Origin of the sequence: Sandaracinus amylolyticus, assembly GCF_000737325.1 — a bacterium.
In the GTDB taxonomy this organism is placed as follows: domain Bacteria; phylum Myxococcota_A; class Polyangia; order Polyangiales; family Sandaracinaceae; genus Sandaracinus; species Sandaracinus amylolyticus.
The window spans coordinates 7,241,294-7,258,147 of the sequence record NZ_CP011125.1 but is presented as its reverse complement, the minus strand read 5'-3'; the positions used below and the strand labels follow the sequence as shown (position 1 = coordinate 7,258,147).

Annotated in this window: 16 protein-coding genes; 10 read left to right on the top strand and 6 right to left on the bottom strand. The window is 72.8% G+C overall.

Going from position 1 to position 16,854, the window contains the following annotated elements:
* The first annotated feature begins 3 nt into the window (after nt 1-3).
* The 4 genes from DB32_RS30725 (at nt 4) to DB32_RS30710 (ending at nt 7,010) form a co-directional block, all read left to right on the top strand.
* Nucleotides 4-2,028 carry a tetratricopeptide repeat protein gene (locus DB32_RS30725; protein ID WP_053236210.1) on the top strand — a complete coding sequence of 675 codons (2,025 nt, stop codon included), beginning with the start codon at nt 4-6 and terminating at the stop codon, nt 2,026-2,028.
* Complete coding sequence (locus DB32_RS30720) at nt 2,025-5,390, top strand: tetratricopeptide repeat protein (protein WP_053236209.1); 3,366 nt, start codon at nt 2,025-2,027, stop codon at nt 5,388-5,390. Before DB32_RS30725 ends, DB32_RS30720 begins: the two co-directional genes overlap by 4 nt.
* Before the next feature lie 226 nt (nt 5,391-5,616).
* Nucleotides 5,617-6,114, top strand: a complete 498-nt coding sequence (locus DB32_RS30715; protein ID WP_157069581.1) for a hypothetical protein — start codon at nt 5,617-5,619, stop codon at nt 6,112-6,114.
* Complete coding sequence (locus DB32_RS30710) at nt 6,114-7,010, top strand: hypothetical protein (RefSeq protein ID WP_053236207.1); 897 nt, start codon at nt 6,114-6,116, stop codon at nt 7,008-7,010. Before DB32_RS30715 ends, DB32_RS30710 begins: the two co-directional genes overlap by 1 nt.
* Nucleotides 7,011-7,056: 46 nt before the next feature.
* On the opposite strand, the gene DB32_RS30705 is transcribed toward DB32_RS30710, so the two are convergent.
* Nucleotides 7,057-7,551, bottom strand: a complete 495-nt coding sequence (locus DB32_RS30705; RefSeq protein ID WP_053239013.1) for a cupin domain-containing protein — start codon at nt 7,549-7,551, stop codon at nt 7,057-7,059.
* A gap of 24 nt (nt 7,552-7,575) precedes the next feature.
* Here DB32_RS30705 and DB32_RS30700 point away from each other — a divergent pair, with 24 nt between their 5' ends.
* Nucleotides 7,576-8,769: a DNA polymerase IV gene (locus tag DB32_RS30700; RefSeq protein ID WP_075097665.1), complete on the top strand. Its 1,194-nt coding sequence runs from the start codon at nt 7,576-7,578 to the stop codon at nt 8,767-8,769.
* Here the strand turns inward: DB32_RS30700 and DB32_RS30695 are convergent, their stop codons facing one another.
* From DB32_RS30695 to DB32_RS30675, 5 genes are all read right to left on the bottom strand, one after another.
* Nucleotides 8,770-9,528, bottom strand: coding sequence for a class I SAM-dependent methyltransferase (locus tag DB32_RS30695; RefSeq protein ID WP_053236206.1), 759 nt, complete (start codon nt 9,526-9,528; stop codon nt 8,770-8,772).
* Nucleotides 9,529-9,543: 15 nt separating this feature from the next.
* A complete protein-coding gene (locus DB32_RS30690) occupies nt 9,544-10,236 on the bottom strand; it encodes a hypothetical protein (protein WP_157069580.1) in 693 nt (230 codons plus the stop codon).
* A 20-nt stretch (nt 10,237-10,256) separates the two neighbouring features.
* Nucleotides 10,257-11,018 (bottom strand): hypothetical protein, encoded by a 762-nt coding sequence (locus DB32_RS30685; protein ID WP_053236204.1) that lies wholly within the window; start codon nt 11,016-11,018, stop codon nt 10,257-10,259.
* Between the two features lie 71 nt (nt 11,019-11,089).
* On the bottom strand, nt 11,090-11,350 hold the full coding sequence (locus DB32_RS30680; RefSeq protein ID WP_053236203.1) for a hypothetical protein: 261 nt from the start codon (nt 11,348-11,350) through the stop codon (nt 11,090-11,092).
* Nucleotides 11,347-12,504, bottom strand: coding sequence for a tetratricopeptide repeat protein (locus DB32_RS30675; RefSeq protein ID WP_053236202.1), 1,158 nt, complete (start codon nt 12,502-12,504; stop codon nt 11,347-11,349). Before DB32_RS30675 ends, DB32_RS30680 begins: the two co-directional genes overlap by 4 nt.
* 209 nt (nt 12,505-12,713) lie before the next feature.
* Between DB32_RS30675 and DB32_RS30670 the strand changes: the two genes are divergently transcribed.
* The 5 genes from DB32_RS30670 (at nt 12,714) to DB32_RS30650 (ending at nt 16,833) form a co-directional block, all read left to right on the top strand.
* The gene (locus tag DB32_RS30670; protein ID WP_157069579.1) at nt 12,714-13,007 is read left to right on the top strand and encodes a hypothetical protein; all 294 of its coding nucleotides are present in this window, start codon (nt 12,714-12,716) and stop codon (nt 13,005-13,007) included.
* A 20-nt stretch (nt 13,008-13,027) separates the two neighbouring features.
* Entirely contained in the window at nt 13,028-14,590 is a 1,563-nt protein-coding gene (locus DB32_RS30665; protein ID WP_053236200.1) for an AgmX/PglI C-terminal domain-containing protein, read from the top strand.
* Nucleotides 14,591-14,867: 277 nt separating this feature from the next.
* Nucleotides 14,868-15,272, top strand: a complete 405-nt coding sequence (locus DB32_RS30660; RefSeq protein WP_053236199.1) for a response regulator — start codon at nt 14,868-14,870, stop codon at nt 15,270-15,272.
* 57 nt (nt 15,273-15,329) lie between these two features.
* Nucleotides 15,330-15,797, top strand: a complete 468-nt coding sequence (locus tag DB32_RS30655) for a bifunctional diaminohydroxyphosphoribosylaminopyrimidine deaminase/5-amino-6-(5-phosphoribosylamino)uracil reductase RibD (RefSeq protein WP_275935503.1) — start codon at nt 15,330-15,332, stop codon at nt 15,795-15,797.
* Between the two features lie 19 nt (nt 15,798-15,816).
* The gene (locus DB32_RS30650; RefSeq protein ID WP_053236198.1) at nt 15,817-16,833 is read left to right on the top strand and encodes a serine/threonine-protein kinase; all 1,017 of its coding nucleotides are present in this window, start codon (nt 15,817-15,819) and stop codon (nt 16,831-16,833) included.
* Nucleotides 16,834-16,854: the final 21 nt, after the last annotated feature.

The following is a 16,854-nucleotide window of genomic DNA, read 5'->3' as shown; positions in this document are numbered from 1 at the left end:
AGCATGCGGCGCGCCGTCGGCCTCGCGTTGCTCCTCGCGCTGTGCGGCGGTGGCCGCGCGGCGGCGCAGGAAGGAACGACGCTCGCCGACTACTATCGCTCGCTCGCCGATCGTCGCCTGCTCGCCGCGGAGACGGGATCGATCGAGGCGCTGCGCGAGCTGGTGCAGCGCGGCGAGGCGCTCGTCGTGCAGGAGCGGTGGGACGAGGCCGCGCTCGTGCTCTGGGAAGCGACGGAGTCGCCGCGCTTCGCGGACTTCGCCGAGACCGAGGAGATGCGCCAGGCCGAGTTCATGCTCGCCGGCGCGCTCCAGGAGATGGGCGCGCTCCGCACTGCGTATCGCGTGCTCGAGCGCATCCTCGCGCGCGGTCCGAGCGATCCGTACTTCGGGCCGGCGTATCGACGCGCGGTCGACGTCGCGCTCGCGGGCGCGGATCTCGCTGGGATCGTCGCATCGCTCGAGGGCGTGGGCGCCGATCCGCTGCCGCCCGATGCGGCGAACGAGCTGCGTTATCTGCGCGGGCGCGAGCGCTACGACGCGGACGATCTCGCGGCGGCGGACGCCCAGCTCGCGGAAGTCACGCGACGCTCGCGCTTCTATGCGAACGCGCAGTACCTGCGCGGCGTGATCGCGGCGCGACGGGGCGCGCTCGACGACGCGGAGGCGCGCTTCTGCTCGATCGCGACCACGCCGGACACCGATCGATTCACGTTCTACGTCGATCGCCGCTACTTCGAGATCCGCGATCTCACGTGGCTCGCGCTCGGTCGCGTGGCGCACGAAGGGCGGCGCGCCGAGGACGCGTTCTACTACTACTTCCAGGTGCCGAACGACTCGGAGCGCGTCAGCGAGGCGCTCTTCGAGGCCGCGTGGTCGATGTACGAGGGAGGCGACGCGGAGACCGCGGTCGATCTCCTCGATCAGCTCGGCGCGCGCTTCCCGAGCTCGCCCTTCGTCGACGAGGCGGCGCTCTTGCGCGGCTACGTGCACCTCGCGCGCTGCGAGTTCGACGAGGCGGATCGCCGGTTCGTCGCGTTCGCGGCGCGCTTCGAGCCGATCCGGGACGAGCTCGATCGGATCCTCGCGTCGCCGTCGCGGCGCGCGCGCATCTTCGAGGAGCTGCTCGAGATCGAGTCGCGACCGCCGGCGCCGCCGGTGCCGGAAGGGCAGATCGCGCCCGAGCCCGAGGCGCGCGAGCTGCTGCTCGGTCTGCTGCGCGTGGATCCCACGTTCTTCCGGCTCTACGCGGAGATCCGCACACTCGACGCGGAAGCGGCGCGCTCGGCGAGCGTCGCCGATCAGATCGCCGCGATCGAAGCGCGGCTGTCGGGCAGCGAAGCGCCCGAGGCGGCGGCGGCACGAGCCGATGCGCCGGAGGACGAGGCGGCGGCGCTGGCGCGCGATCTCGCGGGCGCACGCGCAGCGTTGCGCGCGATGACCGATCAGCTCGACACGATGCGGCGCGCCGGTGCGGCGCGGGATCGGCTCGAGCCGCTCGAGCAGGAGCTGCGGGGGCTCGGCGATCGCGTCGAGCAGATCGAGCGCTCGATGCGACAGATGATCGCGGCGAGCGGCGGAGCCCCGACGAGCGCCGACGCTGCGGCGACCGATCTCGACGGCATGCTGCGTCGCGATCGTCGCGCCGCATACCACCTGCCGGCGCGCGCGGCCGCGCTGCGTGCGCGGATGATCGACGCGGCGAACGACGTCGCGGTGCGCTCGATCACCGAGCTGCGCGATCGTCTCGCGCAGAGCCTTCGTCGCGCGCGCATCGGGCGCATCGACGCGGTGATGGGCAGCAAGCGCCGCATCGAGATCCAGATCGAGAGCCTCGCGGCCGGGCGCTTCCCCGCGGAGCTGCAGGATCCGCTGCGCATCCAGGGCCTCCTGCGCGACGACGAGGAGTACTGGCCCTTCGAGGGCGAGTACTGGGAAGACGAGTACGAAGAGGACGAGGAGTCGGAGAGCGAGGAGTCGGAGAGCGAGGCCGAGGCGCCGCCCGAGCCCGAGAGCGAGGCCGCGGAATGAAGCGCGTCGTCGTGCTCACGCTCCTGCTCGCGCTCGCCTCGCCCGCGAGCGCACAGCGTGGGCAGGCCGGCGCGCGCTTCCAGACGCCGGCGGCGGAGTCGCGGATCGAGACGGAGGGTCCGACCGAGGACGAGCGCGCGCAGCTGCGCGGCGACGACGAGGGCGGCGCGCCCGAGGATCTCGAGGAGCGGCTCTATCTGCGCGAGCGGCCCGACGCGCTCGGTGCCGCCGCGCGCGAGTGGCACGACGCGCAGCTCGAGACACTGCTGCGCGATCGCGAGCGCCTGGCAGGCGAGCGGCGCGATCAGGCGATCGCGCTGCTCGAGGAATTCGTGCGCGAGGAGCCCGAGACCGCGGCGGAGATGCCCGACGCGCTGCTGCGCCTCGCCGAGCTGCGCTGGGAGCTCGCGCGCTCTCAGTACCTCGAGCGCTTCGCGGCGTGGCAGCAAGTGCCCGAGGAGAATCGCGGCGCCGAGCCCGCGCCCGACTACCGCCCTGCGATCACGCTCTACGATCGCATCCTCGAGCAGCATCGCGGCTACGACCGCTACGACTTCGTGCTCTACATGAAGGCGTACGCGCTCACGGAGCTGCAGGATCTCGAGGGCGCGCTGGCGCTCTATCGACGCATCCTGCGCGACTTCCCGCAGAGCCGGTTCGTCCCCGACGCGCACATGGCGCTCGCGGAGGCGGCGTTCGCGAACCTCGAGTTCGAGGCGGCGCTGCCCGAGTTCGAGCAGGTGCTGCGCTATCGCGACAGCGAGCTCTACGACATGGCGCTCTTCAAGAGCGCGTGGTGTCTGTGGCGCATGAACCGCACGACGGAAGCGGCGACGCGCTTTCGTCAGGTGCTCGATCTCGGGCGCGATCGCGGCCAGCTCACGAGCGCGCAGCGACGACGTCTCCGCGATCTCCAGAGTGAGGCGCTCGACTATCTGATCCAGGTCTTCACCGAGGACGAGCGCAACACCGCGCAGGACGTGTTCCGTTTCCTCGAGGAGATCGGCGGCGAGCGATATGCGGGGCGCGTGCTGTCGCGCCTGTCGCTCCGCTACATGGACGACGCGCGCTACGACCAGGGCATCGCCGCGTATCGCTTGTTGCTCGAGATGGAGCCGGCGAGCGAGGACGCGCCGCTCTGGGCACAGCAGATCGCGGCGGGATACGCGGCGCTCGACGACTCGCAGCACACGCTCGAGGCGCTCACCGCGCTGGCTGACGGATATCTGCCCGGCGGATCCTGGGCGCAGCAGCAGAGCGACCCCGAGGTCGTCGAAGCGGCGAGGACGCGAATCGAGCGTGCCATTCGCGTGCGCGCGATGCGCTGGCACGAGCTCGGACAGCGCGACGATCAGCGCACTCGATTCGAGTGGGCGGAGCGCGGATACGACCTCTATCTCGAGCACTTCCCCGAGAGCGAGAGCGCGTACGACCTGCACTTCTATCGCGCGGAGATCCTGTTCCATCGCCTCGAGCGGTATCCGGAGGCAGGCGACGAGTACCTCGCGGCCGCGCGCAGGAACCCTCAGGGTGAGCACACGCGCGACGCGCTCTACAACGCGATCGGCGCGTTCGAGCGGGTGAGGGAAGGGCAGCTCGAGACGTGCACCCGCACGCGCGGCACCACGCCGGCGCGGCCTCCGGTGCAGCCGCCGGCACAGCCGCCCGCGGAGGGTGCTGCGGAGGACCCGTGCGGAGAGACCGAGAACGACGTGAAGTTCTCGGAGGCGATCGAGCTCTACGTCGAGCTCTTCCCCAACGACCCGGATCTGCCGGAGATCTTGTTCCGCCAGGGACGGCTCTATTACGACCGCGGGATCTACGACCCTGCAGTGCGCCTGTTCGGTCAGCTGCTCGAGCGATTCCCGCAGAGCGAGTATGCGGCGACCGCGGGCGAGCTGATCCTCGACTCGTTCAATCGCGCGCAGGACTACGCGAACATCGAGACCTGGGCGCGACGTCTGAAGACCGCGCCGTCGTTCCAGAACGCGCAGGCGCAGCAGCGCCTCGACACGCTCATCCTCCAGGCCGTGTTCGCGCTCGGCGAGCAGCTCGCGGGCCGCGGCGAGCACGGCGAGGCCGCGGCCGCGTACCAGCGCGCGGCCGAGGAGTTCCCGCGCGATCCGCGGGCACGACAGGCCTGGTACAACGCGGGCCTCGAGCGACAGCGCGCGGGCGATCTCGCGGGCGCATCGAGCGCGTACGACCGTCTGATCGAGCTCCACCCGGGCAGCAGCGAGGGCGCGCTGGCGGCGTGGTCGGGCGCGCAGATGATGGAGTCGATCGCGCAGTTCTCCGATGCGGCGCGCTTCTACGAGGCGTACGGGACGCGCTTCCCGCAGGGCGAGCACGCGGCGGACTCGCTCTACAACGCGGTGCTGCTGCGGCTCGCGGCGGAGGACTGGGACGACGCGGTGCGCGCGGCGAACGCGTTCCTCGAGCGACATGCGCGCGACGCGCAGGGCGACGAGGTGAGCTTCATGCTCGCGCGCGCCCACGAAGGCGCGGAGCGCTGGGCCGAGGCCGCGCGCGTCTACACCGAGTACGCGCGGCGCAGCCGCAACCCCGATCGCGACGTCGAGGCGCAGACGCGCCTCGCGCAGGTGCTGCTCCGCGCCGAGGATCGCGCGGGCGCGGATCGCGCGCTGCAGCAGGCGGTGCGCACGGGCCGCGGCGCGCTGCGTCGCCTCGGCGAGCGCGGCCGCTACTGGCTCGCGCAGGCGCGATATCTCCAGGGCGAGCTCGTCCTTCGCGAGTTCGAGACCGTGCAGATCGCCGGGCCGGTCGACGGATTGCGCCAGCGCCTCGAGCGCAAGAGCCAGCTGCTGCGCGACGCATCGACGGCGTTCGCGGAGGTCGTCGAGCTGCGCGTGGCCGAGCTCGTGACCGCGGCGCTCTTCCAGATCGGTCGCAGCTACGAGCTCTTCGCGCAGTCGCTGCGCGAGTTCGAGGTCCCGCCGAACCTCACGGAAGAAGAAGACCAGGCGTACCGCGACCAGCTCGCGATGTTCATCATCCCGATCGAAGAGCAGGCGCTGCAGGCGTACGAGGGCGGCTACCAGCAGGCGATCGAGCTGCGCATCTTCAACTCGTGGACCGCGCAGCTTCGCGAGGGGCTCACGCGGCTCAACGACGTGCAGTATCCGCCGTTCCGCGAGATGGGCGCAGACATCGTCGAGGGCGTCCCGCTCCCGCCGCCGCAGCCGCTCGACGGACTGCGCCGCGGCGAGCCCGCCGCGCCGGAGAACGCACCGGCCGCGACCACGACGCCGACTCCGAGCACGCCGACGAGCGGCGAAGCGACCCAGGGCGAGCGACCGCGCGAGGAGCGCGGCAGCCGACGCCGTCGTCGATCGCGCTGAACGAGCGTCCCCGGTCGGCTCGCCCGCTCAGGCCCTGCCCGTGCGAGCGAGCGCCCCAGCTGGCCGAGCGATCGCGCGCGTTCTTTTGCACGGCACGATCGAGCGGCGCGCGAGATCGTCCGCGCGCCCCTGGAAACGGCGCGCCGCAGACGCGACCATCGCGCGTCGCGCGCGGGGGGCAGGCGAGGAATTGCGCCTTCGCGACGACGGTAAGAACGGACCGCCCATGCGCCTTGCCCGGACCGATCGCCGTGACGTGTCGCTGCACGTGATCCTGCCGCTGATCGTCGGGGGCGCGATCTACCTCGGGTGGCGCGATGGCTCGCTGCTCGGGTGGCGCTGGGCGGACGCGCTGGGTGTGCGCGAGGTCGCGAGCGCGCTGCGCGGCTCGCTGCGCGCGACGGACATCGTGCTGCCCGAGTGGGCGCTCTTCTCGCTGCCCGACGCGCTCTGGGTCTACGCGCTGACGTGGGCGCTCTCGCGCGTGCACGCCGAGTCGGACGTGAAGGAGCGCGCGCTCGCGCTCTTCGTCCCGCTCGCGCTCGGGCCGGGCGCGGAGCTCGCGCAGCTCGCGCGCGTGGTGCCGGGCACCTTCGACGTGCTCGACCTCGCCCTGACCACCGTCGCGCTGGTCGCGGCGATCTGGACTTCCGGTGGAACGCGCGCTGGCTCGCGTCGCGCGGCTGCCCTCACGACCGAGACGCGAGCTTGGGAGAACGGCTGATGACGAAGAACCGACGGCGCGCGCTCAGCGTGATGATCGTCGCGGTCTTCGCGGTGCTCGGCACCGCGACGGCGGGCGGCGGCGAGGAAGGCGCGGCGAGCAGCGGCAGCAACGACGCCGTGACCGAGATGGAGGGGCACTTCCAGTACGGCCAGGCGTGGGGCGAGGGGCCCGAGGCGCAGCAGATGGCGCAGACGCTGCTGTCCGATCTCGAGCCCGGCGACTCGGTCGCGGTGCGCGTGATCGACGGCACGCCGCGCCGCGTGGTCGCGCTCGTGAAGTACGGCGACGCGCAGACCGAGGGCCTCGCCGATCTCGACGATGCGACGCGCCGCCAGCACCTCGACGGCCTGCTCAGCGACCTCGACGCGATCTACGAGACCGGCGACTCGAACGTCGGCCTCGGCATCCGCGGCACGCTGTTCTACGGCGCAGTCGTGACGCGCCAGCCCGGCCAGGCGCCGCAGTACCAGGTCGGCGCGATCATCACGACCGACCCGCTCGAGGCGATCCTCGACGCGCCCGCGACGCCCCCCGCGCCGGCGCGCGCGATCGCGGTCGGCGCGACCGAGAGCGGTCAGCTCCAGCCCACGCCCGCACCGCTGCCGCGTTACCTGCTCTCGCTCGCCGCGCCGGCGAACCTGATGGCGAACGTCGTGTCGCCCGGGCTCACCGGAGAGCAGGCGCCGTTCGCGATGATCTGCAGCGGCGCGGTGCGCTTCCCCGCGTGCGAGACGGCGATGGTCGAGCCGCAGTTCGACGAGCAGGGCAACCCCGTGTACCGGCTCGCGGCAGGCGCGTACTCGGTGTTCGTGGTGCCCGGCGACGACTGCGGCGGCGCGCCGGTGTGCCCGCCGTCGCAGGCGCCCTACCAGCTGACCGTCACGCAGATGTGACCCATGAGCGTGGGTGATGGATCGGTCGGCGATCCATCACTTGCGCTCATGATCGCGTCAGCGCCGTGATCACCTGCGCGTGCTGCGGGAAGCGCGCGATCAGATCCGCGCGCTGCGCGAGCTCGAAGTCGGCGAAGTCGAACCCCGGCGCGACGGTGCACCCGACCAGCGCCCAGTCTCCGTCGCCCTCGATCGTCGCGCCGAACCACGCGCCCGCCTCGACGACGCCCTGGGGCGCGCCGCCGGGCCCGATCACGAGATCGCCGCGCGCGCCGTCCTCCGCGATGCGCACGACCCGCAGCGCCGCGCCCGCGTAGTGGTGCCAGACCTCGTCGCTCGCGATGCGGTGCAGCGCCGAGAACGCGCCGCGCGGCACGAGGAAGTAGATCGCGGTGGACGCGGCGCGTGGGCCTCGCGGGGTGTCGACCATCGTGCTCGCGCGGTACGTCTCGCGGTAGAAGCCGCCCTCGGGGTGCGGCGCGAGGCCGAGCTGGGTCGCGAGCTCGTCGGCGGTGGGCGGCCTCTCGGTGGGCAGTGTCATGCGCGCAGCGTAGAGTCGGACGCCGTGTCGCGCGACGTCGAGCGCACCATCCTGCACGTCGACATGGACGCGTTCTACGCGTCGGTCGAGCAGCGCGACGATCCGTCGATCCGCGGCAAGCCGGTGATCGTCGGGGGCGCGGCGCGACGTGGCGTGGTGTCGGCGGCGTCGTACGAGGCGCGCACGTTCGGGGTGCGCTCCGCGATGTCGATGGGCGAGGCGATGCGCCGGTGCCCGCACGCGATCGTCGTGTGGCCGCGGCACGATCACTACGCGTCGGTGAGCCGCCAGGTGTTCGCGATCTTCCATCGGTTCACGCCGCTGGTCGAAGGGCTCTCGCTCGACGAGGCGTTCCTCGACGTCGGCGCGAGCCGCGCGCTCTACGGCGACGGCGAGGCGATCGCCGCGCAGATCAAGCGCGCGATCCGCGACGAGGTCGGGCTCACCGCGTCGGCCGGGGTCGCGCCGTCGAAGTTCGTCGCGAAGATCGCGAGCGATCTGCGCAAGCCCGACGGGCTCGTGGTGGTGCACGCGGGCGAGGTGCGCGAATTCCTCGCGCCGCTGCCCATCGAGCGGATGTGGGGCATGGGCCCGAAGAGCGCGCCGCGCGCGCACGCGGCGGGCTACCACACGCTCGGCGATCTCGCGCGCGCCGACGACGAGCGGCTCGCGCGTGCGTTCGGTGAGTGGGGCCCCGAGATGGCGCGGCTCGCGCGCGGCGAGGACGAGCGCGACGTCGAGCCCGAGCGCGACGCGAAGTCGATCGGCGCCGAGGAGACGTTCGACGACGATCTGCGCGACGAGGACGCGGTCGCGACGAAGCTGCTCTCGCAGAGCTCGCGCGTCGCGGAGCGCATGTTCCTCGCGGGGCTCGCTGGGCGCGGCGTCACGGTGAAGCTCAAGTACAGCGACTTCACGCTCAAGACGCGCTCGATGCAGCTGCCCGAGGCGGTCTCCGACACGACGTCGATCCATCGCGCGGCGCGAACGCTCCTCGAGCGCTTCGAGCCCTCGCTGCTTGCGCGCAAGGGCGTGCGGCTCAGCGGCGTGAGCGTGTCCGCGCTCGTGCCGATCGACGAGGCGCGCACGCTCTTCCCGGATCCCGGGGTCGAGCGTGGGCGCAAGCTCGAGGCGGCGCTCGCGTCGCTGCGCGGTCGCGGCGCAGGCGTCACGCGCGCGGCGCTGCTCGGAGAGCGCGGCGACGACGACGACGAGTGATCACGCGGGCACGAACGCGGCGAAGCGCAGGCGCACGTAGTCCGCGGTCCACGCGCCGCTCGCATCACGCAGCGCCGGCTCCACGCGGGCGCGCACCTCCTCGAGGTACGCGCGTCGCTCGGGCTCGGGGAGCACGCCCGTGAAGCGCTGCGCGAACGTCTCGAGCCAGCCGATCACGTCCCCGGGCAGCGGCGTGGGGCGCGGGAACAGCGCGACGTCGCGCACCTCGAAGCCCGCGCGCTCGAGCCGGGCGCGATGGTCCTCCGCGCTCGGGAAGAACCACGGGCTCGCGGCGCGGCCGTCGTGACCGCGCGCATCGAGCGCCTCGACGAGCGCGCGATGCAGCGCGCCGACGTTGCCGTGGCCGCCGAATTCGCCGACGAACCGGCCGCCGGGGCGCAGCACGCGCCGCACGCCCGCGAGCACGGCGTCCGCGTCCTTCATCCAGTGCAGCGCGGCGTTGCTGAACGCCGCGTCGAAGGGCGCCTCGTCGTCGAGCGAGATCGCCTGTCCGTCCATCACCCGCGCATCGATGCCGCGCGCGCGCGCCGCGACGACGAACGCCTCGCTCGCGTCGATCCCGATCACGTCGCAGCCGAGATCGACGAGCGCGCGTGTGAGCGCGCCGTCGCCGCAGCCGACGTCGAGGATGCGCTCGCCGCGCCGTGGCGCGAGCAGCTCCACGACGGGCATTCCGAGGTCCGAGACGAAGCGCGCGTGGGCGTCGTAGGCGCCCGGATCCCAGGTCTGGCGGGTCATCGCGCGCAGTATGGTTCACGGCAGCGTGCGCAGCCGCGCGTGGCATGCGCCGCAGCGCGCGACGACGCGGCCGTAGATCGCGATGCGATCGTCGATCGTCGTCGCGCGCTCGGTGTCTCGCGCGGCGTCGCGCATCCGCTCGCCGATCTCGCGCACACGCGCGTCGTCGCCGAGCGGCGCGCCGACGAGCACCGACGCGGCGCGGTCGAAGCGCGCGGGATCCCGCGTCAGCAGCGCCTCCCACATGCGCTCGTGGGCCCACGCGTGGCGCTGCATCTGCATCTCGAGGTCGTCGCCCTCGGGGATCGGCGTCTCGGGCCACGTCCACGTCGCGTCGGCCGCCGCGTGGCACGCACCGCAGGTGCCGACCAGCTGCGCGAATGCGATGCCCGCGGTGTCGAGATCCTCCGCGGCCGACAGCGCGAGCGCGCGACGCGGCACGGCATCGCCGTGCACGCGCACCGGCGGCGGGAGATCGAGCGGCACGCGGAACGCGATCGTCGACGCGATGGTACGCGTGGCTTCGAGATCCCCGCGCTGCAGCGCGCTGCGGGCGACGTCGATCGACTCGAAGCGCTCGTGCATGCGCGCGCGTCGGACGTCCGCCGCTGCGCGCTGGGGCCCCGAGATCCGCGGCGGATCGTCGGCCGCGTCGCGCTGACATCCCGCGACGAGGAGCGTGATCGCGACGAGCACGCGTGACCGCATGCGCCGCCACATATGCGCTGTCAGACGGAGCGCCAGGCCGAGGGCACCGCGTCGGTGAGCCACCAGCGGAACCACGCCTCCGCGCGCGCGGGCGGCTCGTGCGAGCGGGCATCGGGCACGAGCTCCGCGGGCGCGTCGAGCCACGCGTAGGCGCAGAGATCGGGAAGCTCCGTCGTCTCGACGCGCGCCTCGCTCTGCGCGACGAGGTCGTGCGCGAGCACGATGGCGCGCAGCGCCGAGAGCGCGGGATCGGAGGGCGCGACCTCGCGCTCGAGCGCGTCGCGCAGCGTGTGCGCGTCGAGCGCGCCCTCGGCGATCGCGTCGAGCAGCGCGAGCGGGCGCTCGTCGTCGGGGTGCACGTGCATCCACATCGGCACGACCGACTGCGCGCAGCGCCACGCGAGCACGCGATGCCGCCGCGCCGCGGGGAGCTCGACGCGGAGGTGCAGCACGCGCGCGGGATCGATCGCGAGCGGAGGGACCGGCTCGCCTTCGAGCACGTGCGCCAGCCGCGCGCGCACCGCGTGGTGCGCGAAGGGCTCGTCGAGCGCGAGCACGCCGCCGTCGCGATCGAGCTGGTCCGCGAGATCGGGGCGCAGCGCGCGCGCGGCGTCGAGCGCTCCGCCGCGGAGCACGCGCGGCACGATCCCGAGCGCGTCGAGCACGGCGCGCTGGAGGAGCTCGTCGGGGTGCTCCCACGGTCGCTCGTCGAGCGCGCGCCAGCACGCGTCGAGCGCATCGCGCAGCGCGTCCGGAAGATCGGCCCACGAGGACGGGCGCATCGACCGCCATGATACCGCTCGTGGATCGATGGATGGATACATTGATCGAGCCGATCAACGTGATCAATCCATCAACGCTTCTTCTTGCGCTGCGCGACCACGAGCGCCGCGAGCACGCCGACCGCGGGCACGCCGAAGCAGCACGCGAGCCCGCACAGGGGAGCGATCGCGCGGCCGACCATGCGACCGCGCTCGAAGTCGCTCATCGGCGGCGCCGCCGGCTCGTAGGTCTGGTCGGGCGGCGGGATGTCGGCCGATGCGATCGACGACGACACGATCGACGACGACGTCGTCGCGAGCACGAACGAGAGCACGAGCAGCGCACGCTTCATCGGGCCGCTCCTGCCGCGCGGGGCGGTGAGGCAGGCGCGGGCGCGGGGATCTCGTCGATGTAGCGCTGCGCGGTCGCGCGGTACTCGCTGCCCGACGGCGCGAGCTCGAGGAAGCGCACGAAGAGCTCTCTCGCGCGCGGGCGCTCGTCGAGGAAGTCGGCGAGCACCATCGCGAGGTTGAACGTCGCGGCCGCGTGGTTGGGCGCGGCCTCGAGCACGCGCTCGTACTCGCGGCGCGCCTGTGCGTGCTCGCCCTGCGCGCGCAGCGCGGCACCGAGCGCGACGCGTGCGTCGAGGTGGTCCGGATCCGCGGCGAGCACCGCGCGGTACTCGGTCGCGGCGCCCGCGTAGTCACCGGCGCGCAGCAGCACCGCCCCCTGGTTCAGGTGCGCGGGCGCGAAGCGCGCGTCGAGCGCGATCGCGCGCTGGAACTCTTCGAACGCCGCCTGCGTGTCGCCGCGCGCGAGCTGGATGAGGCCGAGATCGTTGTGCAGATCGGCCGCGTCCTGGATCTCGACGGCCTTGCGCACCACGAGCTCCGCGACGTCGTACTGCTCGCGCGCGCGATAGATGCGTCCGATCTCCGCGAGCGCCCGCACGTTCCGCGGATCGCGCACCAGCACCTCGCGCGCCTGCGCGAGCGCGCCGTCGTGATCGCCGCGCTCGCGCAGCACGGTCGCGAGCGCGACGCGCACCGGGATCGACTCCGGATGCTGCGTCACGTACGCGCGCAGCAGATCCGCCGCCGCGTCGCGCTCACCGAGCGCGTAGCGGGTCTCCGCGAGCGCCGCGAGCACCTCGCCGCTCGCCGGCTGGATCGCCCGCGCGGCCTCGAACGACGCCGCAGCCTCGCGCAGCTCGCCCGCGTCGCGCTGGACCACGCCGAGGTCGTAGTGCGCCTCCCAGAGGTTCGGATCGATCGCGATCGCGGCCTCGAAGCGCTCGCGCGCGCGGCGCATCGCGGGTCGACCGCCTTCTTGCATCGCGCGCACGCCGGCCTGGAACTCGCGGAGCGCAGCGGGATCGACGGGTGGAAGCTCGGTGCGCGCGGTGGTCGTCGTCTCGCCGGCGCCCGAGGGCGCGCCGCCGCACCCGCCGAGCATCGCGATCACACAGAGCGCGCGGAGGACGCGCGCGATCGTGGGCCGCACCATCGCGCGCGAGCGTACACGATCTCGTGGTGCGCCACGCGGAGGTGGGCAGGCGTCGGAGATGCGCGCACGAGCGGCGTGCATCGGTTCACGCTTCCGCGCCCAGCGCCGTTCGTGGCACTCTCGCGCTCGTGACCCGGCTCGGAGCGACCGCCCGGCGATCTCTCGCGCTCGCGCTCTGCGCGACCACGTTGTCGATCGTCTCCGTGGCAGTGGGGCAAGACCGCGGAGGCGCGCGCGACGAGCGCGGTGCGCCCGCGGGGAGCGAGCCCGACGCGCCCGAGACCGCCGGCGACGACGTCGACGCGGAGAGCCGCGAGGTCAGCGAGGGCGGCGAGAAGGTGAAGGCGATCCGCTTCAGCGGGCTCGACGTGTCGGGCCGGCTGAAGTCGCCGCAGCTCCTCTACTTCCTCAACCGGCTGCGCGCGGAGTTCGATCGACCGCGCCTCCCGCACCGATCGTTCATGCCCGAGATGGAGCGCTCCGCGCGCTCCAAGTCCTTCTAGGCGTACGGAGTCTTCTCGACGTGGCTGCGATCACCTCGGCGGAACGGAAGCTGCGCGTCGCGCTCGTCTGGAACGGCACGGTACAGCAGGAGGAGACGCTCGACGCGCCGAAGCCCGTGCTGCTCGACGGCACGCGCACCGAGGGCTCGACGGTCGGCGTCGTCCCACGCGTCGTGTCGGCGATCCCGTACGTCGGGCTCGCGATCACGCTGCTCGTCGTCGCGTGGTTCGTGACGTCGCCGTCGTACGCGCACTGGGCGCTCGTCGTCGCGGGGCTCGTGTCGTTCCTGCGCGGCATCGTCGTGATGGTGAGCCCGCGCGACGTGAAGGAAGTCGTGCTCGCGATGCCGGGCGCGCTCGGCGAGAGCGATCGCGATCGCGTGACGGTGCTCGAGCCCTCGGGGCACGGCTATCGACTGCGCACCAGCGAGCTCGGCGAGCTCGGCGGCGCGATCTGGATCGGCGGCGAGCGACACGACGCGGCGTCGTTCGCGTCGCGCGGGACGATCGACCTCGGGCCCGACGACTACGGCGTGCTCACGATCGGCACCGGCGCGCTGTTCTTCCAGCACGTGCGCGCGGCGCGCCGCCCGGGCATGGCGCTCGCGCCGAGCTGGACCAACGTCGCGAGCTTCCTGCTCTCGGTGGCGGTGCACGCGGCGCTGATGCTCTTCTTCTTCGTCGCGCGCGCCGAGATGGATCCGCTCGATCCCCTCGAGCTCCCGCACGACCTCGTCCAGCGCTTCCTGATCACGCCGCCCCCGGAGGACATCCTCGAGCCCGAGCGCCCGAGCGGCACCGACACGAACGATCCCGGCATCCAGGATCGCGAAGAGGCGGGCGGTCGACAGCACGAGGGCGAAGAAGGGCGTGTGGGCCGTCGCGACGCGACGCAAGAGCGGACCGAGATGGAGGGCGAGGTCACCGGCGGTGCCGCGGCGCGCGTGCGCAAGATGGGCCTCCTCGGAGTGCTCGCGGATCCCGGCGCGGACGACTCGCCGCTCTCGGCGCTGCAGGACGGACCGAGCGTGAGCGACATCCTCGGTGGCCTCGGATCGTCGCGCACGGTGTATGGGCGCGGCAGCGGAGGCACCGGGCTGCGCGGTGAGGGCGGCGGTGGTGGCGGCACCGGGCCGGGCACGCTCTTCGGCGGTGGTGGTGTCGGCACCGGCGTCGGTGTCGGCAGCGGCAGCGGTGGTGGTCGCGGTCGTGGTGGACCGGGCGCGCCGGGTCGGCAGCGCACCGAAGCGCGCATCGCGGTGTCGACCGGCACGCCGCGCGTGAACGGTTACCTGTCGCCCGAGCAGATCATGCGCGTGGTGCGACAGAACCAGGCCGCGGTGCGCTACTGCTACGAGACCGAGCTGCAGCGTCAGCCGAACCTGCGTGGGCGCGTCGAGGTGAGCTGGCGCATCAACCTGCAGGGCGCGGTGACGAGCTCGCGCATCGCGCGCAGCACGATGGGCAATCCGCGCGTCGAGGGCTGCCTGGTGCGTCAGGTGCGAGGGTGGCGTTTCCCGCAGCCCGACGGCGGCGAGGTCACCGTCGAGTTCCCGTTCATCTTCGGCGCGCAGGGCGGCTGAGCGTTCTTCGCGCTGGGGACGGCGCCGTCGGCGTCGAGCTCGACGACGACCACGACCACGACCACGACCACGTGGGCGATCGACGGCGGCCGCGGCGGGCTCGATCGTGAGCGTGGTCGTGGTCGTGAGCGTGGTCGTGGTCGGCCGTTGGTCGCGCGTGCTCGGGCGATCGCTCGCGCGTGAGTAGCGTCGCACCGTGCGAGCCCTGTCGGGGTTCTCCCCGACATGGGCTCGGGCCTCTGCGGAGATGAATCATCGGACCCGCGGAGGTGACTGGATGGGGCGCCACGCGCCGTCGAGCTCGAACGAGATCACGCTCTCCGTGCTGGTCGTCGAGGACGACTTGCACACACGCGAGATGATGGTCGAGATGCTCGTGCACGCGGGGCTCGACGTGTGGGCCTGTGCGTCGGTGACCGAGGCGCTCGCGCGCGCTGCGCGCTCCACACCGCACGTCGTGATCACCGACCTCGCGCTCGGCGACGAGCACGGGCGTGATCTCGCCGCGGCCTTGCGAGCCCGCGCGGAGACGCGGCGCGCCGCGATCATCGCGGTGACGGGCGAAGTGTCGCCCACACCCGACGTCGTGCGGCACCTCGACGCGTACCTCTGCAAGCCGATCGAGCTGGCGAAGCTGCCCGACCTCGTGCGCGCGATCGCGGAAGCGCGCGGCGCGATCTGACGGGTGCGCGCCCTGCGGCTTGCCGAGGGCAGCCCGCAGGACCAGAAGAGCCGCTCGGTGGCGGTCTCGATCGATGACGAGCGGTTCATGCGACTCGCGCTCGCCCAGGCGGAGCGCGCCCGCGGACACACCGGAGACAACCCGTGGGTCGGCGCGGTGATCGCGAAGGACGGCGAGGTCATCGGCGACGGGCACACCCATCCTCCCGGCAGCGACCACGCGGAGATCGCGGCGATCAAGTCCGCGCTCTCGCGCGGGGCGTCGCTCGAGGGCGCGACGATCTACTCGACGCTCGAGCCCTGCTCCTTCCACGGCCGCACCCCGGCGTGCGCGCTGGCGATCGTCGAGCACCGCATCGCGCGCGTGGTGATCGGCATGCGCGATCCGCATCCGCGCGTGAACGGCGAAGGGCTCACGATCCTGCGCGGCGCGGGCGTCGAGGTGATCGAGGGCGTGCTCGAGCCCGAGGTCGCGCGCTCGCTCGCGCCGTGGATCGACGCGTACCACCCGCACGCGAAGCGATGAGGCGTAGAATCGCGCACCGATGATCACGCTGGTGCGCGACGAGCCGGGGACGATCCTCGCGGGCAAGTACGAGCTCCTCCGGAAGGCGGGCACGGGCGGCATGGCCGTCGTGTGGAAGGCGCGGACGCTCGGCGCGGCCGGGTTCTCGCGGCCGGTCGCGGTGAAGCGGATCATCCCGCACCTCGCGACGTCGCAGGAGTTCGTCGCGATGTTCGTGGAGGAGTCGCGCGTCGTCTCGGAGCTGCAGCACCCGGGCATCGCGCAGATCCACGACTTCGGCGCGGACGACGCGGGGCATCACTTCCTCGTGCTCGAGTGGATCGAGGGCGTCGATCTGCAGGAGCTCGTCGACGCGTTCGTGGGCGCGGCGCAGCCGACGCCGTGGACCGTGATGGCCGAGATCGTCGTGCAGGTGCTCGGCGCGCTCGGCGCGGCGCACGAGCGGCGCGACGCGGGCGGCGTCGTCTCTCCGGTGTTCCATCGCGACGTGACGCCGCACAACGTCCGCGTGGGCGCGCTCGGGTACGTGAAGCTCACGGACTTCGGCATCGCGCGCGCCGCGGATCGCTCGACGATGACGAGGCCCGACGCGATCAAGGGCAAGCTCAGCTACGTCGCGCCCGAGATGCTGAAGGGCGCGCCGGCGAGCGTGCGCACCGATCTCTTCGCGGTCGGCATCGTGCTCTGGGAGGCGCTCGCGGGGCGCCGTCTGTTCGAGGCGCCGAGCGACATGCAGGTGATGTTCATGGTGCACGACGCGCGTGTGCCCGACCTGCGCACGATCCGTCCCGACATCCCCGAGGCGCTCGCGGCGACGGTGCATCGCGCCCTGGCGAAGGACGCGGCGGGTCGCTTCGAGAGCGCGCACGAGATGGCGCGGGCGCTGGTCGACGTGCTGCGCGCGGCGCCCGAGCCCGTCGACGCGCGGACGATCGCATCGCTCGTCGAGTGGGCGCGGCCGGAGGCGCCGAAGAGCCACGCGCCTGGGGCGGGGACGACCGAGATCGAGCTCGAGGAGATCGAGGACGTCGAGTGAAAATGAGTCGGACTCAGTTTT

Coding starts and splice junctions, on each gene's coding strand:
- DB32_RS30725 (WP_053236210.1), top strand. CDS start 4: ATGCGGCGCGCCGTCGGCCTCGCGTTGCTCCTCGCGCTGTGCGGCGGT.
- DB32_RS30720 (WP_053236209.1), top strand. CDS start 2,025: ATGAAGCGCGTCGTCGTGCTCACGCTCCTGCTCGCGCTCGCCTCGCCC.
- DB32_RS30715 (WP_157069581.1), top strand. CDS start 5,617: ATGCGCCTTGCCCGGACCGATCGCCGTGACGTGTCGCTGCACGTGATC.
- DB32_RS30710 (WP_053236207.1), top strand. CDS start 6,114: ATGACGAAGAACCGACGGCGCGCGCTCAGCGTGATGATCGTCGCGGTC.
- DB32_RS30705 (WP_053239013.1), bottom strand. CDS start 7,551: ATGACACTGCCCACCGAGAGGCCGCCCACCGCCGACGAGCTCGCGACC.
- DB32_RS30695 (WP_053236206.1), bottom strand. CDS start 9,528: ATGACCCGCCAGACCTGGGATCCGGGCGCCTACGACGCCCACGCGCGC.
- DB32_RS30690 (WP_157069580.1), bottom strand. CDS start 10,236: ATGCGGTCACGCGTGCTCGTCGCGATCACGCTCCTCGTCGCGGGATGT.
- DB32_RS30685 (WP_053236204.1), bottom strand. CDS start 11,018: ATGCGCCCGTCCTCGTGGGCCGATCTTCCGGACGCGCTGCGCGATGCG.
- DB32_RS30680 (WP_053236203.1), bottom strand. CDS start 11,350: ATGAAGCGTGCGCTGCTCGTGCTCTCGTTCGTGCTCGCGACGACGTCG.
- DB32_RS30675 (WP_053236202.1), bottom strand. CDS start 12,504: ATGGTGCGGCCCACGATCGCGCGCGTCCTCCGCGCGCTCTGTGTGATC.
- DB32_RS30660 (WP_053236199.1), top strand. CDS start 14,868: ATGGGGCGCCACGCGCCGTCGAGCTCGAACGAGATCACGCTCTCCGTG.
- DB32_RS30650 (WP_053236198.1), top strand. CDS start 15,817: ATGATCACGCTGGTGCGCGACGAGCCGGGGACGATCCTCGCGGGCAAG.